Origin of the sequence: uncultured Sanguibacteroides sp. (assembly GCF_900543425.1) — a bacterium.
Taxonomy (GTDB): domain Bacteria; phylum Bacteroidota; class Bacteroidia; order Bacteroidales; family Marinifilaceae; genus Gabonibacter.
The window spans coordinates 1-23016 of record NZ_UQRQ01000015.1 but is presented as its reverse complement, the minus strand read 5'-3'; the positions used below and the strand labels follow the sequence as shown (position 1 = coordinate 23016).

The 23016-nt window shown below is 39.7% G+C and carries 13 protein-coding genes; 4 read left to right on the top strand and 9 right to left on the bottom strand.

The genetic code is table 11. From position 1 onward, the window contains the following. Nucleotides 1-5: 5 nt before the first annotated feature. The 3 genes from QZR76_RS09385 to QZR76_RS09375 form a co-directional block, all read right to left on the bottom strand. Nucleotides 6-3464, bottom strand: coding sequence for a SusC/RagA family TonB-linked outer membrane protein (locus tag QZR76_RS09385; RefSeq protein WP_294142537.1), 3459 nt, complete (start codon nt 3462-3464; stop codon nt 6-8). 76 nt (nt 3465-3540) lie between these two features. Then, nucleotides 3541-4698: a FecR domain-containing protein gene (locus QZR76_RS09380; protein WP_294142535.1), complete on the bottom strand. Its 1158-nt coding sequence runs from the start codon at nt 4696-4698 to the stop codon at nt 3541-3543. Nucleotides 4699-4770: 72 nt separating this feature from the next. After that, nucleotides 4771-5331: a sigma-70 family RNA polymerase sigma factor gene (locus tag QZR76_RS09375; RefSeq protein ID WP_294142533.1), complete on the bottom strand. Its 561-nt coding sequence runs from the start codon at nt 5329-5331 to the stop codon at nt 4771-4773. Between the two features lie 228 nt (nt 5332-5559). Here QZR76_RS09375 and QZR76_RS09370 point away from each other — a divergent pair, with 228 nt between their 5' ends. Continuing rightward, entirely contained in the window at nt 5560-11286 is a 5727-nt protein-coding gene (locus QZR76_RS09370; protein WP_294142531.1) for an alpha-2-macroglobulin family protein, read from the top strand. A 61-nt stretch (nt 11287-11347) separates the two neighbouring features. Here QZR76_RS09370 and QZR76_RS09365 read toward each other — a convergent pair whose 3' ends face one another. From QZR76_RS09365 to alaS, 6 genes are all read right to left on the bottom strand, one after another. Beyond that, nucleotides 11348-12034, bottom strand: a complete 687-nt coding sequence (locus tag QZR76_RS09365) for a response regulator transcription factor (protein WP_041502773.1) — start codon at nt 12032-12034, stop codon at nt 11348-11350. A 39-nt stretch (nt 12035-12073) separates the two neighbouring features. Next, entirely contained in the window at nt 12074-13654 is a 1581-nt protein-coding gene (locus tag QZR76_RS09360) for a HAMP domain-containing sensor histidine kinase (RefSeq protein ID WP_294142529.1), read from the bottom strand. Between the two features lie 133 nt (nt 13655-13787). Then, entirely contained in the window at nt 13788-14471 is a 684-nt protein-coding gene (locus tag QZR76_RS09355) for a hypothetical protein (RefSeq protein ID WP_294142527.1), read from the bottom strand. Nucleotides 14472-14620: 149 nt separating this feature from the next. Next, nucleotides 14621-15928 carry a TlpA disulfide reductase family protein gene (locus QZR76_RS09350; RefSeq protein ID WP_294142525.1) on the bottom strand — a complete coding sequence of 436 codons (1308 nt, stop codon included), beginning with the start codon at nt 15926-15928 and terminating at the stop codon, nt 14621-14623. Between the two features lie 212 nt (nt 15929-16140). Next, a complete protein-coding gene (locus QZR76_RS09345; RefSeq protein ID WP_294142523.1) occupies nt 16141-17859 on the bottom strand; it encodes a hypothetical protein in 1719 nt (572 codons plus the stop codon). 99 nt (nt 17860-17958) lie between these two features. Further along, complete coding sequence (gene alaS, locus QZR76_RS09340; protein ID WP_294142520.1) at nt 17959-20598, bottom strand: alanine--tRNA ligase; 2640 nt, start codon at nt 20596-20598, stop codon at nt 17959-17961. Between the two features lie 144 nt (nt 20599-20742). Between alaS and QZR76_RS09335 the strand changes: the two genes are divergently transcribed. Genes QZR76_RS09335 through QZR76_RS09325 form a run of 3 tightly spaced genes read left to right on the top strand, consistent with a single transcriptional unit; the run spans nt 20743 to nt 22905 of the window. Continuing rightward, nucleotides 20743-21711 carry a M23 family metallopeptidase gene (locus tag QZR76_RS09335; protein ID WP_294142518.1) on the top strand — a complete coding sequence of 323 codons (969 nt, stop codon included), beginning with the start codon at nt 20743-20745 and terminating at the stop codon, nt 21709-21711. Between the two features lie 36 nt (nt 21712-21747). Beyond that, nucleotides 21748-22089 carry a MerR family transcriptional regulator gene (locus tag QZR76_RS09330; protein WP_294142516.1) on the top strand — a complete coding sequence of 114 codons (342 nt, stop codon included), beginning with the start codon at nt 21748-21750 and terminating at the stop codon, nt 22087-22089. Between the two features lie 30 nt (nt 22090-22119). Then, a complete protein-coding gene (locus QZR76_RS09325; protein ID WP_294142514.1) occupies nt 22120-22905 on the top strand; it encodes a Nif3-like dinuclear metal center hexameric protein in 786 nt (261 codons plus the stop codon). Nucleotides 22906-23016: the final 111 nt, after the last annotated feature.

Here is a 23016-nt window from a genome sequence, read left to right as displayed (position 1 = left end):
ATGCATTAAAAACTTACATTTAACGTGAAATTAAAAGTACGGGCAAAAGGATAACTCAATCCTCTCTCCTGCTTCACCGTTGAGAAAACAGCTATATCCTTCATATTAAAAGATAAGCGCAACATACTTATTCCGAAACGTTGAAGCGACTCCTTATCGAAATCATAGCCTAATGTCAAAGAATTAAAATTCAACGTATTGTTTTTCTCCACGAAACGAGAAGTCGAACGAGTGACATTATAACGATCTTTTATCGATTTCAGCGGAGTCATATCACCCTCTTTTTGCCAACGATCGGAAGAAACACGCTTATCCACGTTACGGGCCCATAAGTTCACGCATTCCACCTGATCGACCAATGTCTGATTATAAGTATCTCCACCCAATTCAAACAGGAACGTCGTGTATAAGGTGAAATTTCTGTATCGCAAATTCAAACCGAACGAGCCTTGTACTTCCGGCTCCGTATCTCCGATAATCACCTGTTCCGAAGATTTCCACGCGTAAGAAACCTTACCGTCCCGGTAAAGAAATAACTCTTGCCCGTTAGCCGGAGAAATTCCCAAAGATTTCATACCGAAAATAGAGGTCAGCGATCCTCCTTCCTGATATTTCATAACGGGTTTCGAGTATTGCTCGTTCTTCGAATCACTTCCGGAAGTATATCCATTGTAATACTCATCTACCCGATCATTGTACTCACGCAAAGCATCGGAAATCTTCACAATCTTATTTTTATTATGAGCCAATCGCACAAAGGTACTTACATCCCAGTTTTTATTCTGGAAAGCGGTAACATTCAAATTAACCTCGTATCCGCGATTTTCTACCTCTCCCAAATTATCCTTATACACCGTAGATCCGGAAGACGAAGGAACCGACACATCTGTAATCAAATCCACCGTTCGTTTATTATACCAAGACAACTCCAGATTTACGCGTCTTGCCAGGTTTACATCAAAACCCAAATTCAACATCTTCGTTTTCTCCCACGTCAGGTCGTCATTACCCATATAATACAATATCGTCCCTATTCCTGTCATATGCCAACTGTCAGACAATATTTCATAAGTATGACGAGCCGCAAAAGGAGGGAAATTCACTTTACCGGTCTGCCCGTAATTTGCTTTTACCCGTAACAATGTAATCAGCGGGAGTGATTTCATAAAAGCATAATTATGAATATTAATACCCGCACCTCCGGACCAGAAGGTCGCAAAGCGATTATTCGTTCCGAACTCCGATGATCCGTCCAAACGCAAAGAGACATCCAATAAATAAATATCATTAAAGGTGTAGTTTCCCTGTAAGAACGCACCCACAAGTCGGGTATGATTACTCTGAAGGGTTTCCGAATCTATCCGGTTTGCAAATTTCCGATCGCTCATCCCGGAAAGAGGGAATCCGATATACCGGATCTGGTTATAATTCGTTTTATCTTCCTTTACGTTTGCTCCCAAGGTCAAATTAACATTATGATGCTTTCCGATGACCTCGTTATACATTAACAAAAGATTGGTATTCCAACCAAACGTTTTCCTCCGCGTATAATTGAGCCCTCCCTTGTCCAATTCGGAAACAGTTCCGCCGGAAAGATCCACGTCATTATAAATCGGATGATTCGGGTCGGTAAACGCTTTAGACGTCTCTTCTTTCCAGTTAAGAGATAGTTGAGCTTTAAATTGCAAACTTTTTGTGATATACCAATTCAACTGCAAATTATCGGAAATCTCTTGGTAATTACTACGATTATAACTGTTCAACGTTGCCGCATACAACGGGTTGGCCGTACCTCCGCTGGTACCGTAAGTCCGTTTATAACTTCGTATTAATTCTCCATTCTCGTCCGTCGGTCTCCAATATGGCTGCATTCTCACGTAATCATAAAAGGTTCCATAAGGCGAATTTTGAGTCCGTACCGCATCATAAGAAACCTGATTACTGATTTGAACACTCTTTATCCGACTGTCTAATTTCAAATCTGCCCCGATTTTGTTCCGGTATGACCCTTTCATAACCCCATTTTGTCCCTCGTAACGTAAACCCAGCATGTATCGAATAGATTCCACTCCTCCATCCACGAATAAACTATGTTTATGATTCACCTCCGTCCTTAAAGGTTTTCCCAACCAATACGTGTCCACTCCTAACAAGATATTATTCAATTTATTCCTGTAATCCGCCACACGATCGGCGTAATCATTCGTCCCCGGCTCCAAAGGACTATCCGCATCCAATAATCCGGCAGCTACTTCTGCTTCCAGTTTCTCCCGCGCATTCATCAAATTATAGTCCGACAAATCAGGAGCCGTAATCCCCAATGTTCCATTATAAGCCACTCGCAACTGCCCCGGTTTCGGGGCTACCGTCTCGATGACAATCACTCCGTTTGAAGCTCTTGAACCATACATGGCAGTAGCAGCCGCATCTTTTAAGATATTAATCGATTCAACCCGGTTCGGATCCATATCGTATACTTTCTCTATCGATACCTCATAACCATCCATAATAAAAATCGGAAGATTAGGGTTATTCGTTAAGGCATATTCCGATATATCCGACGATTGAATTTTATCCAACTGTTTCACGCCCTCCATTCCGGAACGTCCCCGAATATAAAATTCGGGCAACGTATTCGGATCCGATCCCATTTCATTATTTTTAATCATTCGCAAGGATGGATCGAATACCTGTAAAGCATCGATAATATTCCCCGTCGAAACCTTTAATAGCTCTTCCCGTTTTACTTGCGTCGCCGACCCCGTGAAACTCGATTTCCGGATATTGGCATATCCCGTTACCACGACATCTTCCAAGACCATTTTATCTTCTTTCATGACAATAGATAACGCCTTACGCTCCTCTCCCTCTTTCAATTTATCAATTTTTACGTGTTGCGTTTTCATACCGACGAAAGTAAACACTAACGTGACCGTATCCTTTACCAATTGAATCTCGAACTTCCCGTCCTTATCCGTAGCGACACCAACGGAAGAGCCTTTTATCAACACGGTTACCCCCGGCAAAGGCAATCCAGCTTCGTCTTTTACCTCTCCCCGCACGATATTCTTTTGAGGCTTTTTCTCTTCCGGAACATTTGAACTCGGACGAATCAAAATAACATTATTGTAAAATTCATATTCAAATCCCACCTGTTTCAACACCGTAGCCAACACCTCACTCAACATTTTTTTCTTCACCTTGACAGAAATATGCCCCGCTTTTGCCACCAATTCGGAGTTATACATAAAACTATAACTCGTTTGTTTTCTTAACTCGACAAGAAACCGTTCCATGGATACATTTTCCAAATCCAACGATACTTTTTCATTTTGTGCACTCACAGTTGCGGATAAGTTCAGACATAGCAAGAAAACAAACACACAACACAATTTCATAATCATAAGAATCTTTTTGTACTTTTTCCATAGGCAAAAATGCCATAGTAATTGAATTTTTTTCATAACATTGTAGATTATTTATAAGTAATTTCAGGGGAACGGACGACAGACCTGAGAAATTTGAAATCCGTCTCCCCTGTTATTTATACAGCACAATCGTATCTTCCGATACTTCGTAACGTACTTCCCGTAATCGCTTCAATAATTCCAAAAAGACAGTAACATTATCATATCGATGGAGATTCCCCGTGAAAGTCAAGGATTCTAATCCTTTATCCCGAAATTCTACCTTTACTCCATACCACCGTTCTAATATGATCATAATATCCTTCAGCGATTTATTATTAAACACGAACAACCCGTCTTTCCAACTGACATACTCCTGTATATCAACTTCCCGAACGCTCATATTGCCGGATTTAGACATTACGGCCTGTTGTCCAGGAGCCAGAATAACCTCTTCATCTTCTACCGAAGTACAACTCACTTTTCCACTCACTAAGGTCGTATATCCCTCTGTTCCGGAATAAGCATTCACGTCAAAAGAGGTTCCCAATACTTTGGTTTTGCCAAAATTCGTATGAACGACAAACGGACGTTCCCCATCCTGCTTCACGTTAAAATAGGCTTCTCCCTCCAGATAAACTTCCCGTTTCGCTTTACCGAATACAAGCGGATACCTTAACTTCGAATCAGCATTTAACCACACTTCGGTTCCGTCATTCAAGCAGACAAAACACTCTCCCCCAATCGGTACAATCAATTCATTAGAATCCGTTTCCGAAACCAATTCTCCCTTTGACAAGTAACTCAATTCTCCTTTTTCATATTTAATCGCAGTTCCTCCCTTTTCCTTAATCTCGAGAAATCCATCTTGTATATTCACCGTTTTTCCATCCGTTAATCTTAAAACAGCCTGTTTTATCCCCGGATGTATTATGTTCTTTTTAATCATCATTTCCGTTTGCGAAAGAGAATCTTTGGATTTATCCCATATCACAAGACTAAACACCCCTATCAGTAAAACGGCTGCCGAAACAACGCCTCTTCGGATCCACTTCAACCGACGATATTTACGGACACGAGTTTTCAAACGAGCAAAAGCCTCCCGGTGATCATATGATTTCAGCTCTTCTATCCGTTCGTGTAAATATTTTTCATCCTCTATCCGTTCGAACATTTCCCGTGTAGAGTCGTCCTTCATCAATATTTCAAACTCATGCTTTTCTTCCTCATTTAAACCGTTTTTACGCGAAAGCCTAAACAAATCTATTATTCGAAATATATCTTTTTCCATCCTACCAATTTTCGAGTTTCATGGTGTATAATACATGAAATCCGAAAGAGTATGACATAAATCCGATTTTTTTTAAATTCCTAAAACAAAAAATAAAAGGGGATTTTTGTAGCGAGACCTTAAATACTTAAATACCCGACTCTTATGCGTCTTTACCGTGTGTATGGTCACACCTAATTTTTCAGCAATTTCGGGTCCGGAAAAACCTTGTATCATTAAATTTATAATTTCCCGGCCTTTCTCCGGTAATTCTTGAATATAAACATACAATTGCCGGATAAGTTCTTCTTCTATTGTAATAGCAAACATCTCTTCATCCGTATTTGCGGATTCCCGTGCCATCCGTTGTTCAATACTCCAACGCAGATTCCTATTCCGAATATAAATCAAAGCATTATTATAGCAAGAACGATAAAGATACATAGAGAAGTCACGCATATTTAAAAATTGCCGGGGAGATTTCCATATCGACACCAATAGATCCTGTACAATATCCTGAGCCGCATTCTTATCCCGCACAATCCGATTCACATAAGAACATAATGTTGCATAATAATCAGCATACAAACATTCCCATGCCTCCATGTCCTTATTATTAATCCCTATCAATAAGCCGTTTAATGAAGTATTCATACCGGACACACGTTATATTCCTGACAAATGTAATTTATTTCCCTGATTTTTTAATTTGTTTTTTTATTAAAAGATTCTTTCTGTATTGTACATTTGTGTGAATAGTCATTTATACATCCAAAATTATCATTATTTTTATGGAATTCTTCGTTGAATAGCATCTATAGGACAACTATTCAATTAAAAAAACGAATAATAAAAATGATCATTGATAAAATAATAAGGGAAATGAAAACAATCAGATTACTTGTAGCAATCCTTTTCGTTCTGTTGGTAACAAACGGGTTCGGACAGTCAGAAAAGGCAGAAGAAAATCCAAGGACAGCCTTGACCGAAGCTCGTAAAACGTATGAACAAGCCCTAAAAAAGAAAGACGCTCCTCTTTTGATTAAATCGATTATTCTACAAATCAAATACCAAAGTTTAATCGATCAGGACAGTATACCGACACTACTGTCTAATTTGGAAGCTTACGTCGTAACAAGTAAAAATCCGGTTGAAAAAAGTATTTTACACTCGCTTTTAGCCGAATTATATAAATCCTATTACATCAGCAGAGTCTTTGAGATTAACGGGCTGACTCCGATCACCGGATATATACCGGAAGATGTAAAAGTCTGGACCGGAAATATTTTTATCGAAAAGATTTTCCAACATATCGAGGCCTCTTTAAAGCCGACCAAGGAGCTTATTGCCACAAATAGCCTCCAATACAAAGACATTTTAATTTTAGGAAAAGATTCCCGGGAATTCAGTCCGACGCTTTACGATTTACTTGTTTATCGTAGTATCAACCTAATCTCTTCCATAAGCTATTATGTTCCCGATTTTTTTAAACAAAAACCCCTCACGAATGATAAGTTGTTTGCTCCCGAAGATGAGTTTGTCCAATTATCCGTTCCCGAAGAACCTTATAATTGCGACCAGTATATCATTCGATTATACCAATCCTTACTTCAAGTTCAATTAAACTCGGGACAAAAAAATACATTATTATGGGCCAATCTGCAACGATTGAATTTTGTATCGACTCATATTACAAACGAAAACGCCTCCTCTCTTTATGAAAAAGCCTTATTCGAGTTAAACGACGAATACCGGAACGACCCTCTCCGGGTAGAGATATTGCATACTCTCGCTCAATTATACCTTCGAAAAAACATCGAACAACAGGAGTCTCCCATCCATAAAGAGAATCCGGAGAGTATCATAAAATCCGAAATGGAAAAAGAAGTTCGAAAAGCCCTTCAATTTTGCCAGGAAGGAATTCGACTCTTTCCCAACTATTTTAGGATTAACATCTTAAAAAATTTGGCAGAAACGCTTAAAAGCAGTGCCGTGAATATTAATCTTCTTCAAACGGTTTATCCGGGAAAAGACCAAATTATTCGCATAAATTATAAAAATACCTCTTCCATCAAATTCGAGTTATATAAATTAAATGTAAAAATGGACGAATACCTTGCCGGTACCTCCAAAACCTATCCGAAAGAAAAAATATCAACCCGTTCGTACAAACTTCCTGCCTGGTTGCTTTCATACGACACCACGTTTCAGATTCCAATCTCCCGAATAGGCCTTTACGAACTGATTATCAGCAGCCAGGGGAATACGCTGGAAAAAGATACGCTCTATTTTAGTTCCAGCCGTTTTACCGGATTTTCACGTCAAATAGAGAGAAATACCAATTCCATATTGGTATGCGATATGGAAAGCGGCAAACCCATATCCGGAGCAACAGTAAATATATATGATAGTAAAGGAGACAAAACTTACCAGTACATTGCTCAATATCGTTCAGATAAAAACGGTATTGCTTCCATTCCCACGGACTATAGAAATACGCTCTGTTTTCAAATATCTTCTGGCGATGATACCCATGGCGCTATTAATTATCTACCCTCCTACTATTCTAATTATCAAGCACCCACACGGCAATTCGAGGTAAATCTGTTTACAGACCGGGCCATTTACCGTCCGGGACAAACGATTTATTTCTGCGGAATAGCCTGGGAAGCCAACAAAGAAAATTCAGAGGCCATCGCCGGAAAAGAGTACACCGTAACTTTCCAGGATGCCAATAACCAGGAGATTGCCAGCAAACAATTTACGACAAACGAATTCGGTTCCTTTGCCGGAAATTTTACAATTCCCAAAGATATATTAAACGGTCAGGTATCACTCCGTACCAATGGTGCCAGACGTTTTGTCAGTGTTGCCGAATACCAACGCCCCAAATTCGAAATTACATTCGATCCTATAACGGGAAGCTATCAATTAGGTGACACGATTACCGTAAAAGGGAAAGCAAAAACCTATTCCGGGGTAAATTTATCCGACTGTCAGGTCTCCTACACGCTATATAAAAGCAATTTCTACCGATTTAATTCCAAACGTACTATCTCTAATGGCGAAGTAAAAACCGATCGCAACGGAAATTTTGAAATTTACTTCGCAACAGATACGACACAAGATATGCCTTATCACAGGATGTATAATACTTATTATACCGTCTCGGTTACCATTACCTCCCCGAACGGAGAGACACAAACAAGAGAATTTACAATCCATGTTGACAAATACCCTTATCAACTAAGCATACAACTACCCACACAATGGAATAAGCACAACCCACTCGATATAAAAATCGTAGCCGTCAATGCAAACGGGAATCCGTTATCACAGACGGTAAACTACTCCATCGCAAAGCTCAAACCTCTTTCCAGCTTAAAAGAGTCCTATTCCGACAACAATGCTCCCGTTGAGAAAGAGGTACTCCACGGTATTTATAAAACCGGAAACAATCCGCTAAACATTGATCTGTCCATTTATCCTTCCGGGGCTTATCTGTTTACAACAGAGGGTAGTACCACCAACGGTCAAAAGATTCGCAAACAAAAGATCTTTTACCTCTATTCCCCATCGGATAAACGCCCGCCTGTACTGACTTATAATTGGCTTATCAAAGAAAAAACGACCTGTAAACCCGGGGAAGAAGCTAAAGTCATATTAGGTTCATCCGCCTCCGATATATACGTCTTATACGAATTATACGACCGGGGACAGTTTATAGAAAGGAAACGTTTCGAAATGACAGACGAAAACACCACGCTCACGATCCCTTACAAAGCGAATTACGGAAAATCGATCCAATTGCTTATCACTTACGTGAAGGATCGGCAACTATTCTATAATGCCATCACCATTGAACGGCAGGAACCCGATAAACAATTGGATATTTTTACCAAAACATTCCGGGATCATCTTTCTCCCGGGCAAAAAGAAGAGTGGAGTTTCACAATTCGGAACAAGGCGGGACAAGCCGTATTAGCCGAGCTTATGGCCGGGATGTACGATGCCTCTTTAGATCAATTCGCATCGAATACATGGTATTTTAACCCTGTTCTCAGGTATTACGAAATGACACCTCGATGGATTTCCAACGCACTTACGGCCAACATTTACGGGTATATCGATTTTAAATCAAAAAATTATAAGATCCCCGAATTCAAATTCGACCGACTAAATCTTTTCGGTTTGAATTTCAATCAACCCATAATAGTCCGCGGATACGCTACCGGCCGGCCGGCCAAAACCGTCATGCGAGATGCGGTATTAGAAGAAAATAGTGTTACGGAATATGATTATGCCGGAGAGTATTCGGATAAAGCGAAATCGGATGAACGACAGGTTCCTCCCGTCCAAATCCGGCAAAACTTACAGGAAACGGCATTTTTCTATCCGCAATTACGCACGGATTCCGCCGGAAACGTAAGCATTAAATTTACCGTACCCGAGGCCACGACTACCTGGCGTTTTATGGCCTTGGCCCATACCCCCGACATGGCTTACGGTCAATTGGAAAAATCGGTTATTACCAATAAAGAGTTTATGGTAAGCACCAACCTTCCTCGTTTTGTTCGTACCGGGGATCAGGTCGTACTCAAGGCTACCGTGAATAATCTCTCTCCGTCTCAACAACAAGGTAACATTTACTTAGAATTGTTCGACCCTGTAACAGAAAAAATAATTAGCAAACAGACGCAATCATTCAGCGTGGATACCGACCAAAATCAAACTTTTAGCTTCACCTTTACAGCACCGGGAGATATCGATATGCTGGGATGCAGAACGGTCGCCTCTTCTTCCCTCTTCAGTGACGGAGAGCAACAGATAATCGCAGTCGTTCCCAATGAAGTATTGGTCACTCGAACTTTGCCCATCTATATGATTCGCAAGGGAGAAGAAACATTCACAATGAATGTACCTAAAAAAATCACTCCTTATCGGTTGACTCTCGAAATGACAGCCAACCCGATTTGGTATGCAATATTGGCTCTACCGAGCGTTAATACCCCACAAACGGATAATGTCACCGAAATAACAGCCTCCTACTATGTCAGTACATTAGCCACCACTATTGCAAATGCCAATCCTGAAATTACCCGGACGATAAAAGAGTGGCTCAGAAAACCAGGTAATACCCTGACTTCGCCCCTGGAAAAAAATGAAGAATTAAAATCCATCCTTCTCCAATTGACACCCTGGATAAGAGAGGCTCAAAACGAAACCGAACAGATGCACCTATTGGGAGAATTATTAGACGTCAATCGTCAAAACTACATCCGCCAGCAAGCTTTGACGAAATTAGCCCGACTGCAAAACAGCGATGGAGGCTGGAGTTGGTTTAAGGGCTCCGGTTCCAATACCTTCATCACCGAGAACGTACTGGAAGCCATGGCAAGATTAGTAAGAACTGGAGCGACAGAATTGTCTCAAGAAGAAAAAATGATGCAAATTCAGGCCTTAAAGTATCTGGATAATCAAATTGAAAGAGAGTATAAAGAAAAAAACGGATACGGATACTCTCAACTACTATACCTCTACACAAGGAGCTCGTTCCGGGATATTCCTCTAACAAATGCTTTAGAAGCACACAAGTACTATCTGTCGAAATTCAAAGATTCTTGGGTCAACCTATCTCTTTATGAAAAAGCCCTTGCAGCCATGACATTATACCGTTACGGTGAGGTCGAAACGGCCAAACGCATTCTTCATTCGCTGAAGGAATACGCCACTACCACCCCAGAAATGGGCATGTTCTGGGCAAACAACCGTTCTAACCTATTTACCAATTCGGCTATTCAAACCCATGTCGCACTCATGAGTGCTTTTCACGAGATCGAAGAAGATTCCAAAGATACCGAACTCATGAAACAATGGTTATTACGGCAGAAACAAACCCAAAACTGGGGAAGTACGCCGACAACCGTGGATGCCATTTATGCTCTCGTTCTCACGGGAAAAGAACAGCTCTCTCAACAAGATCAGCTAACGGTGAAACTGGGGAACAAAAATATAAATGTCACGCCGGAAGAATCAAGATTGGGATACATAAAGAAAAGCTATACGGCAGAGGAGATTACACCTAAGATGACGAAGGTGAGTATCACCAAGGCAATCGATCAGGCCTCCTGGGGTGGTCTCTATCTACAATATTTTGAGAAATTAGACAAGATAGCATCTCACTCCGGAGGAATATCCGTTCACAAACAACTCTTTATAGAAGAAATAGGGAAGAACGGAAAGATTCTGGTACCTTTAACCGGTCAGAAATTAAAAATCGGAACTAAAATCAATGTTCGAATCACCGTACAAACAGGACAGGATATGCAATTTGTACACTTAAAAGACTTACGTGCCGGCTGTCTTGAACCGACGGAACAACTTTCCGGTTATCGTTGGCAAAGCGGTATCTCCTACTATCAGGAAACCACGGATGCGGCTATGAATTTCTTCTTTGAATTCCTACCCAAGGGAACCCATGTATTCGAATATACGGTATGGATTGCACAAGACGGAATCTACCAAGGCGGAATTGCCACCTTACAATGTATATATGCACCGCAATATTCAGCCAACAGTAAAGCTTCAACATTAAAAATCGAAGAATAAATAAAAATGCCGTCCGTTAATGTTTCGGACGACATTTTTTATTTAGGGACATCTATGATTGTTATTCCAGTATTAACCGGAATCCCGAACCATGTACATTTTCGATTTTTATAGAAGGATCGTCTTTAAAATATTTACGTAATTTCGTCACGTAAACATCCATGCTCCTTGCCGTAAAATAATCATTCGAACCCCATATTTCATTTAGTGCCTTTTCCCGCTGCAGTAATCCGTCCTTATGGTAGTATAACAACTCCAATAAACGGGATTCTTTCGGGGTAAGCTTTATTACCTCATCATTTTTAGTGATTGTTCTCAGCTCCGTGTTGAAAACGTAAGCACCCAACTCGATAAACTTCGGTTTTACTTCCGTTTCATCATGCTCACACCTGCTAAGAATAGCTTTTATTTTAAAGATAAGCAATTCGGAATCAAACGGCTTAACGATATAATCATCCGCACCGATCTCGTACCCTTGTTTCATATCGTCTTTCATGCTCTTAGCCGTAATATACACAAAAGGTACGGCCATATCGATCTCTCGAATTTTCTTACCCAATGTAAATCCATCCATTTCAGGCATCATCACGTCTAAAAGGCACAGATCAAATTTCTCCTTCCTGAAAGCTTCAAATCCGTCGTGCCCATTCACACAATGGACCACGTCATAATCGGACAACTCCAAGTATGATTTCAGAACAGATCCGAAACAAGGATCATCTTCTACTAAAAGTATTTTATGTCCCATATATTCAATTTTTAATTTATGTTTAGGTTATAGTTTATTCTACTCTATCTTAAAAATAATCTCCACTAACGTCCCTTTGTTTTTCTTAGAGGTCAAGCGAATCGTTCCGTTATGCAACTCCACGATTGACTTCACATAACTCAACCCCAAGCCGAAGCCTTTTACATTATGCAGGTTTCCACTCGGTACCCGATAAAATCGTTTAAACACTTTCTTTTGAGATTCTTTAGGTATCCCGATACCGCTATCTAAAACCCCAATAATAAAATGTCCGTCAACACGACGTGTAAATATATAAATATTCAGCGAATCATACGAATACTTAATCGCATTATCTAACAAATTACACACGACATTTAACATATGTACCTCATCGGCCTCCATGACAAATCCTTCCGGATCCAACTCTTCTTTGATCTCTCCTCCCCGTTCTTCAACCTGCAACCGGAAATGCTGTACGGCCTCATCCACCAATATATTCAAATCGACCTCTACTTTATTCAAATGAATTTCTCTCCGATCCAACTTAGCCTGAAGTAAAATCCGTTCCACATATTTATTCATCCGATCATTTTCCTTCCGGATCATCGTGTTAAATTTCAATAACTGATTTTTATCGTTCAACACTTTTTCCTTCTCGATCGCCGATGTTGCTAAAGATATAGTTGCCAAAGGCGTTTTAAACTCATGCGTCATATTATTGATAAAATCATTTTTAATGACAGATACTTTTTGTTGACGCGTGAGTACTACAATCGTAAAGATAAATACCCCCATCAGACCAAAAATGCAAAAAGCAGAAGCGATCAACATCCAACCGATATTTTCGTAAATCAACGAATCAGCAGACTCTAAGGTAATACCTAAAATCGCATCCTTGACAATCCAATCCTTGGGGAACAAATCCGTGCAATAGAAATTTTTCTTCAGGTCATCCCTTACGACTTTCTGTTTTAATTCCTTTTTTCGTATAATCTCGTATTTAAAAGGAAGACGAATGTCCTTAGCATCTAACGTCATTCGCAAAAGTCTCTCTATATCAACAACTTCCAAACGTTTCTCGACAGATACATTTTCCGGGTCCTTCTCCTTAATCAATTTCAACATAATATCCTCCAGCCTCTTGTACAGAGCCTGCTGGCTTAAATTACTCGTCGTATCTTGAATGCCAAACCCTAACGTCTTGATACTTTGCTCCAGAAGATCCTGATTCAAGTACCTTCTTTGCGGCAGATTGTGAGGAGGGATCTCACCCGGGGTTTCGATCACGAAAGTAGCACTCCTGTTGGAGGATTTACTACCATATTCCCACACCTGCGTAATAAAAGAAAAGGCCGTAAAATTTTCTCTATCCATATTCGTGGAATCCCAGGGAATCATCTCTTTACTCTCCTCTTCAATACGTTTCATGTGTTCTGTTATTTCGGTAAGATAACGAACATTATTAATATCATCGATCGTATTTACCACCTGCTCCAATGCGGCATGTACTTTAGAGGAGAAACGAATCTCACTCTCTCTCATACTGTATTTTATCCAAAACCACTGCACACCGACAACAGCGATAAAGGCAACCAGCATCACGACGGTTAATATTCTGATTATTATTTTTTTGATCATACCGACACAAAATAGATTTAGCGAAAATAGTATTTTTTACGTCATTATGCAACAAAAAGAGGTACCCGGGAAAGGCACCTCTCAAAAACAACTAAGTAATAAAAACGGGAAAATAAAACCATAAAATGGTTTTTTACTTTAATTTATCTTCTAATATTTTGTATATATTACTTTCTTTATTCTCAATCATCATCTTTTTGAAAAGAGCTCTCTGTGCATCCAGGCTGTCAACCAACTCATCTTTTAAGATAAACAAAGAAACTTCCTTACCCGGATTTGCTTCAATTAAAGCTTTCGCCCAGTTAGCCCGCATTTTCAAGTAACGTTGAATTCTCAATTGATTGACGCCTATTAACATTTCATAATCCTTACTCTTTTTCTGGCTATTGGCGATCCTCTCGTTTTTAGCTTCTAACTCCTTAATGGGTTCTTCGTATTTTTCTTTGAATTGTTTTTTAATATTCTCGTATTCATCCATCAATCCGGAACCGCTTGCTTCAATTTCTGTCGGAAATTTAATCTTACCTTTAATCCAGATCATATCCTTCGTATCCAGAATAATTTCAAGCATTCTTTTTCCATCGATATCTACCCAAACACGTGCCGGAATCTTTAAACTATCCGTTCTTAAATCTATATCACCATCTTTCACATCTTGTTCCGCAAGGATGGTCAAGCCCGGTTTTCCCGGCATCTCAGCCATTAACTTTACCGGCCCATTCAAGCCTTCCACTTTCCCCCGAACCTTAACCTGATCGCTATTACATGCATTTAATAGAAATGCGATAAGCACTAAAATTAAATTAATTCTTCTCATAATAAACATATTTGGTCTTTATTACTTAAAACATACATCCTGAGGAGAATTGTATCTCCATTAAAAATATCCGCTAATTTACGACAAATATACAAAAATATCATTCATAAAAGAATTATCTGTCGGAAAGCTTCAAAAAATCTTAAGTATTACAGATCAAGTGTCTTAAAGAGCAATTCAGCGCCGTCAGGAGCAGGAGCCGTGGCTGTAATAATCTTTCCCATGGGATCTATCAATAAAAAACGAGGAAAGATGTAAGCCATATAACGGGCACAAAACTCGTCCCGGTTCTGAATAATATAGTGTTCACCCGGAATATTATTTTCCGTTATATATTCTTCCCAAAGATTTTTAAGTTGCACATCATCCAAAGAGAGCATGATAAAACGAATTTTCTTCTCTTTAAACTTCTCTTGAAGACGATTCAAAGCCTCGAACTTTTCTTTGGAAGCATCATTCCAAGTCGCCCATACATAGGCATAAACATATTCGCCGGCAAACGAACGCAATGAAAATTTCTCACCATGTTGATCCACCATCTCAAAATCAGGTGCCGTTGCCCCAGCCGAAAGCCGTCGCCAACGATCCACTAATCTCTCTATTCTCGATATTTTTGCCGTATCCGTCACTTCCTTCCAGCAGAGTGAAAGCAAATAATCCGAATCCCTTAATCCCTTCGCCGCCACATGGCTAATGATAACTTCCGACAACAAATAGTTTTTTATCGTCTGATTATGGATATTATCCAATATATAATTTACAAGATCGCGTATCTCCATACTGCGTCCTTTATAATATATATAGTTCAATATATATCGAGAAAAGTCTCGTGAGCCGATCAGATCTTCATTGTCCAAAGAAAAACCGGAAACAAATTTATCGAATACAGGACCCGGAACATATTTCCCGTGTAAAGAATCCATTTGGTGAAAGTTAGGATAGTAAAGAGCCCACCCGGCAATAACATATTTGATCCGTTCCCGTTCCAAATTCGAAAAAGTCTCCCCAAAATTCTTAGCCTCTAATAGTAATATTCTTTCCCGGATTAGATTTTGCAACTCTTTTACAAACTCCTCTTCATCCAAATCGAAAAGTTTAAATTTCAATTCATTTTCTACTTCCCGTTCGTACAAATAATTATTGATAGCTCCTAACGTCCCGCGGAATTGCAACGCTCCCCCGGACTCCACCGAATTCGCATTGATTTCCAAATCTTCACCGGGACTTAAAAACAAACTGATACCGAATCGATCGACACTCGCGTAAGTAGCCCGTTCCAAACCTATTTTTCCGGAAAAAAAATTCTTATCATCCAAGGGGAAAATAAATTCACGATTGTTTACGACAATCCGAACAACCGAATCCTGCACGTCAAAACGCCCTCCTACCTGTACACTATCAGAATGTGTACATGCAACCAAAGTCAAAAAATATATTGCCGCAAGCAGTATCTTCATACTTTCATACCTAAAATGGGATACAAAGATAAATATTAGCGCAGTCACAATATGTTAAAGAAAAGGTAAATAAAAAAGATCAAAAACAATTTTATGAAGTAAAAAATAACATTACGGATAAAAAAACATTACATCTATCACGGAAAAGCATATAAAAAGAAAAGACTATCTGAAGAGTTACAGATAGCCTTTTCCAAATTATCAGAAATTAATTATTTTACAATTGAAGTAAAGTCTGCATTATCGAAATATTTTACAAACTCCATGTCTGTTGCAGCCAATTGTTTTAAATCAGCATCCATAGCACATGCTTTCTTCAAATTATCCAATACCATAGCATTGTCATTTGTTCTGGCTCCAATCACTGCTTTCAAATAAGAAGCCATAGCTGAATCTTCACCTGCATTCAATTTCTTTAAAGCCTCATTGTTATTTCCAGCTAAAATGTTAGCTAAAGCAGCGTTTACGCAACTGCAATTTCCAAAATATTGAACTGCATTGTTATAATCACCCTTCATAATAGCAACAACACCCTTATTGTAATCAACTTCATTACCTACTCCCGTAGCAGCTCCAAAATAAACTTCAGCCTGTCCGATGTTACCTTCTTTCAAAGCAACAGCACCTAAGTTATTTTGAACTGTTTTGTTGTTAGCAGATAAGGAATTGGCTTTTTCGAAATTAGCCTTTGCAACATCAACCTGCCCCATTTCAAACTGAATCATACCGGCGTCATTATAACCTCTCCAATCACTTGGGAACTGACTGATACATGCATTATAGATAGCTAATTTATCCGCATTGTCGTCAAATAAGGTAGCAGAGTAAAGTAACTCCTCTACATTCAATTCAGCAGGATTAGATTTTGCCAAATCTTTCAATTCATCGTCTGATTTACCGATTAACTCAGCATTTACCACAAACATGGATCTTCTCAACTTCGGAAGAATTTGATCGGCAATGATCGTGAAAGCAGAAGCGATATTCTTAATCTCTCTTTCTCTCACTTCCGGATCAGAATACATGGAAAGTACGCGAAGGATTAATTCTTTATCTTGAATATTAGAAGCCTCCATAGCTTTCTGGAATCCTTCCCAATCCTCTGCCACCACATATTTTTTGAAAAATTCGGCATCTTTATATTGTTGAACCTTATCTTTCTTCAACTGTTTCTTCATGAAAGTAGAAGAATTAGCTTCCCGTTTGTTCGCTAATTTCTCATTCCAATCGTAACTACCGTCCGGAGAAGCATAGGATTTGACGTCAATACCGTTCAATTTCATATTCTCCTTAGAAGCAGCTTCCTTAACAAATTTCTGCAAATTCTTCATCTCCTCAGAGGTCATCTCTTTGGAACGAATATTGGCAGCATTGATCAAGAAATAGATTGCGGCCTCTTCCTGTTGTTTAATAATTCTCTGGAAAGCATCAGCTCCTAAAGCGATAGCCGGCTGATTCTCTACTAAAGTTTCCGTAGCGATCACACCATCACCGATTTTTCTCGGTTCAAATTTCCGGGATGCTTCTCCTTTAGAACCGAGAATATCGATCTCCAAATTCGAAAGTCTCATAGCATCTTCAAAAGGAATTTGGCTTACGTAAGAAACCGTTTTTCCTGCCTCATAAGGGATTACTTCATTATTACCCTGCACTTTTTCTCCCTGAATGGCTTTTGCGGCAAAAGCTTTTTCGCCTCCTTCATATCTCAATACCGGTGTGGCTTCGATCGTCACTTTTTTATGGAAATATTTTTCCGGGAAAGTAACATCAATCTTCAAATCAACCATACCACCCTTTGTAACCAAAGTTTCAGGAGTTACCACATACGTAACTTCATTTGCACGTTTTTCCATCTTTTTCAAAGAAGAACAAGACACAGCAACAAGTCCGGTTAAACCAATAACCGCAACCAATCCAAAAGTTCTTTTCATAGAATTCTCAATTTTATTTGTAATACTCAAATTAGTTTTCACTTTTCCACAAAACAAATGTATAATTTTTTTTTAACATTACACATTCAATTGCAAATTTTATACCAGATCCACTTTAATTTTGTCTAATATTAACTTTTCGGCTCTTTGAATAGCGTGCCCTACACCGGCAGGATCTGAGCCTCCGGCAGTTGCAAAAAACGGCTGGCCGCCTCCGCCGCCTTTTATTTCCCGTGCCGCATCTTTAACAATTTGTCCTGCATGTAAATCATATTCCTTTACCAAGGATTCACTAATCATCACGGTTAAATGGGGTTTGTTATTATATATGCCTCCTATAACCAAAATCAGTCTATCCACCTCTCCTTTCAGTTGAAAAGCCAAATCTTTCACTTTAGCAGGCGGAATCGCAACATCTTTAGCTATAAAATTAATATCCCTTATTACCCTTTTACTATTTTTCAGGCCGTTCTTGGCTATTTTTAGCGACTCATTTTCAAATTTTTCAATATCTTTTTTCAACTCCACGTTCTCTTCCAGCAAATTTCGGATATTTTCCAAAATTCCGCGATTGGACTTAAACATGTTCTCCATCTCGCTAAACATATGAAAATGATTCAATATGTATTCTTCAGCCTTGGTTGCCGTTATCGCTTCAATACGCCGCACACCCGCGGATACCGAACTTTCGGAAATAATTTTAAAAAATCCGATTTGTCCCGTAGCATGGGCATGTGTACCTCCACATAATTCCACAGATTCCCCAAATTTTACCACACGTACCAAATCTCCATACTTTTCACCGAAGATCGCCATTGCTCCCATTTTCTTAGCTTCCCCTATGGGCATGGAACGATTCTCTTCCAGTATCGAATTTTCCCGTATCCGACGATTCACGATAGCAGCGACCTTGTCCAACTCCTCATCCGTAACCTTCTGAAAATGGGAGAAATCGAAACGCAAGTACTCGTCACTTACGAATGACCCCTTTTGTTCTACATGCGTTCCCAGCACGTCCCGTAAAGCGTGATGCAGCAAATGAGTTGCCGTATGGTTATTTGCGATTGCCGTCCGTCTCTCCGTATCGACCTGTGCCATAAACGTCCGGGTCAAATCTTCCGGTAACTTATCCGTAACATGTACTGTTAACCCGTTTTCTTTTTGAGTATCGATGATCCGTACTTTTTCGGTATCAGAAATAAGGTAACCACTATCACCAACCTGACCGCCACCCTCTCCATAAAAAGGAGTAATGTTAAATACAAGCTGATAAAAGGTTTTCCCCTTAGTAACAATTTTCCTGTAACGGGCTATCTGCACCTCGGTCTCCGTATAATCGTACCCCACGAACTCTTGCGTATCATCCACGATTAACTCGACCCAATCGTCGGTATCTACAGCCGCAGCAGATCTGGAACGTTCTTTCTGAGCCTCCATTTCCGCTTTAAATTCCCGGCGATTCACAACCAAACCATTTTCCCGAAGGATCAATTCCGTCAAATCCAAAGGAAAGCCATACGTATCATAAAGTTCAAAAGCCACATTCCCCGGAACCGTCACATAATCTTCTTCTTTCGTTTTGGCAATAATCCTGTCTAATAACTTTATTCCCTTATCCAACGTCTTAAAGAAAGCATTTTCCTCTTCTTGGATCACGCGTTCTATCAACACCCGTTGGGTAGACAGTTCGGGATAATGTTGTCCCATAACTTCTATCAATACGGGAACCAATTTAAACATAAAAGCCTCTTTCTGACCTAAAAAGGTATATGCATAACGCACCGCTCTTCGCAAAATACGACGGATGACATAACCAGCCTTAACATTGGAAGGCAATTGTCCATCGGTAATCGAAAAAGCGATGGTTCTCAAATGGTCGGCCACCACTCTCATGGCGATATCCGCCTTTTCATCCTTCCCGTAACGGATTCCGCTGAGCCCGGAAATCTCGTCAATAATGGGAGTGAATACGTCGGTATCGTAATTAGAGCGTTTACCTTGAACGGCCATACACAACCGTTCAAACCCCATACCCGTGTCCACATGGTGACTGGGCAGATTCTCCAAGCTACCATCTGCCTTCCGGTTATATTGCATGAATACCAGATTCCATATCTCTATGACAAGAGGATTATCTTTATTTACCAGTTCGCTTCCCGGCTTCAATTTTCGTTCCTCTTCGGGACGCAAATCAATGTGAATCTCCGAACAGGGACCGCAAGGTCCCATATCTCCCATCTCCCAGAAATTATCTTTTTTATTCCCGAAAAGGATACGCTCTTCGGGTAAATAATCGGACCAAAATTTTAAAGCTTCCGTGTCTGCCTCCAGGTGATCCTCCTTACTTCCTTCGAAAACAGTAGCATACAATCTCTCTTTATCCAATTTCATCTCCCCGGTCAGGAACTCCCACGCGTAAGCAATCGCTTCCTTTTTGAAATAATCACCGAACGACCAATTCCCCAACATCTCGAACATCGTATGATGATAAGTATCATGCCCCACCTCTTCCAAGTCATTATGTTTACCCGAGACCCGCAGGCACTTTTGAGAATCAGCCACCCTCGTTGCTTTCGGCCGCACATTTCCCAAAATAATATCTTTAAACTGATTCATCCCGGCATTTGTAAACATTAACGTGGGATCTCCCTTAATTACCATAGGGGCGGAAGGAACTATCATATGAGATTTTTTCTCAAAAAAATCCAGAAATTTTTGTCTGATCTCTACCGACTTCATATAGCTAATTTTCTAAATAATTAAACTCCTGCCAACAAACCGCATGCGTGTCCGAAAGGCCATAGAATTATAAGGTTGCAAATTTAGATTATTTCTTTTAACTTTGCGCCGGAAACAATAAATTTATTACAAACAAACCAGATTATGCCAAAAGCTGGGTATCATTTTAATTCGGAAACATTATCTTTTGATAAAATAGAGACAACGATAAGGAAAAGAATCAAAAAGGCCATTCAAAAATTCATTTCAAGTTTCTCTTTAGCCATTGTGATGCTTCTTCTTATATTTGCTTTTATGGATTCTCCCAAAGAGAAAGCTCTGAAAAGAGAAAACGAAGAAATCCTTACCCAATATCATCTATTAAGCAACGAGGTTAGACGGTTAGACAATATTCTAAAAGACCTGGAACAGAGAGATGACAATATATACCGTGTCATTTTCGAAACAGATCCGATAGCGACCTCCATACGCCGGGCTGGAACGGGAGGAGTCAACAAATACGAATACTTGGAACATCTGAAAAATTCAGACCTGATTATAGAAACAGCCCGAAAAATTGATCAACTGTCCAAAGCCATCTACATTCAGAGTAAATCGTATGACGAAGTCGAAAAGCTTGCCAAAAACAAGATCGAGATGTTAGCTTCTATTCCGGCCATCTTACCCGTTTCCAAAAATGCGGCACATCCCGTTTCTTCTTCATACGGATGGCGCATGCATCCCATCTACAAAACGGTAAAATTTCATGCTGGAATGGATTTCACCGGTAGCGTGGGAACCCCTATCTATGCCACGGGAGACGGAGTCGTGGAAAGCAACACCTTTGACAAAGGATACGGACGTCATGTCGTTATAGACCATGGTTTTAACTATAAAACCCTTTACGCCCACATGAAAGAATCCTACGTGAAGAAAGGGCAAAAAATAAAAAGAGGTGATGTTATAGGATACTTAGGGAATACGGGCCTCTCGACAGGTCCTCATTTACATTACGAGGTTCGGAAAAACGGGAAACCGGTAGATCCGATAAACTATTATTTCAACGACCTTACCGCGGAAGAATTCGACGCCATGGTCGAAGCGGCTAATAATACAGGCCAGAGTATGGACTAAACTACTTTATAATCCAGACTAAAATCATACGGGATTATGAAAAAAGAAGAACAAGATCTAAAAGTATATTACTCCATTGGAGAAGTCGCCAATATGTTTGACGTAAATGCCTCTTTAATCCGTTTCTGGGAAAAAGAATTCGACATCATAAAACCGCATAAAAACAAAAAGGGAAACCGGCAATTCACTAAAAGCGACGTGGATAATTTTCACCTGATCTATCATCTTGTAAAAGAAAGAGGCATGACCCTGAAAGGAGCCCAATTACAGCTAAAAGACAGAAAAGAAGAGACGGAACTCCGATTCGAGATTATCAAAAAACTAAAAAGCATAAAGGAAGAATTGATTTCCATCAAGGATAACCTTAAAGTAGAATGAACCTTTTACTACATATTAAACCCATCTATCATGAAAATACAGGAGATTATTCAAATCATTGAAGCGTATGCACCGAGAGAGCTACAGGCCGATTTTGATAACTCCGGCCTGATTTGTGGGAATGCAGAACAGGAAGTCTCTTCGATCTTACTTTGTATAGATGTAACAGAGGATGTCGTACGGGAAGCCGTCCAAAAAGGACACAACCTGATTATTTCTCACCATCCCCTCATATTCAAAGGACTAAAACAAATTACACCTTCGACCTATGTTGAAAGATCCATTATACTTGCCGTCAAAAACGAAATAGCGATCTACGCAGCCCACACGAATATGGACGTAGTTGCCCGGGGAGTCAGCGGCAGAATGGCAGATAAACTAAGTTTGAAAAATCAGGAGATATTGCAACCGGAAGGAGAGACCCCCTATCCGCACGGATATGGTATCATCGGAACATTGGATACTCCTGTTGACCCCTTTTCCTTTCTCCAACATGTGAAAGAGACGTTTCATTGTAAAACAATCCGCTACACGACCCCTCCCGATCAACAAGTCCAACGGGTAGCCGTATGCGGAGGAGCCGGGGCTTCATTCCTGCAAAAAGCAATTCAAAAAAGGGCAGACATATATATCACGGGAGATTTCAAATACCATGATTTCTTCTTAACAGAGAACCGGATTATTTTAGCCGATATCGGACATTACGAAAGTGAACAATTCACAAAAGATATCTTTTATGAGTTAGTTACAAAAAAAATGCCTAAATTTGCCGTTCAGTTTTCTGATATTAATACAAATCCGATAAACTATTTATAAATATATGGTGACGAATAACAATGAAAAAATGCAAGATCTGACAATTGAAGAGAAATTGCAGAACCTGTATGAATTACAACGAATTGACACCGAGATCGATAAAATCAAAAC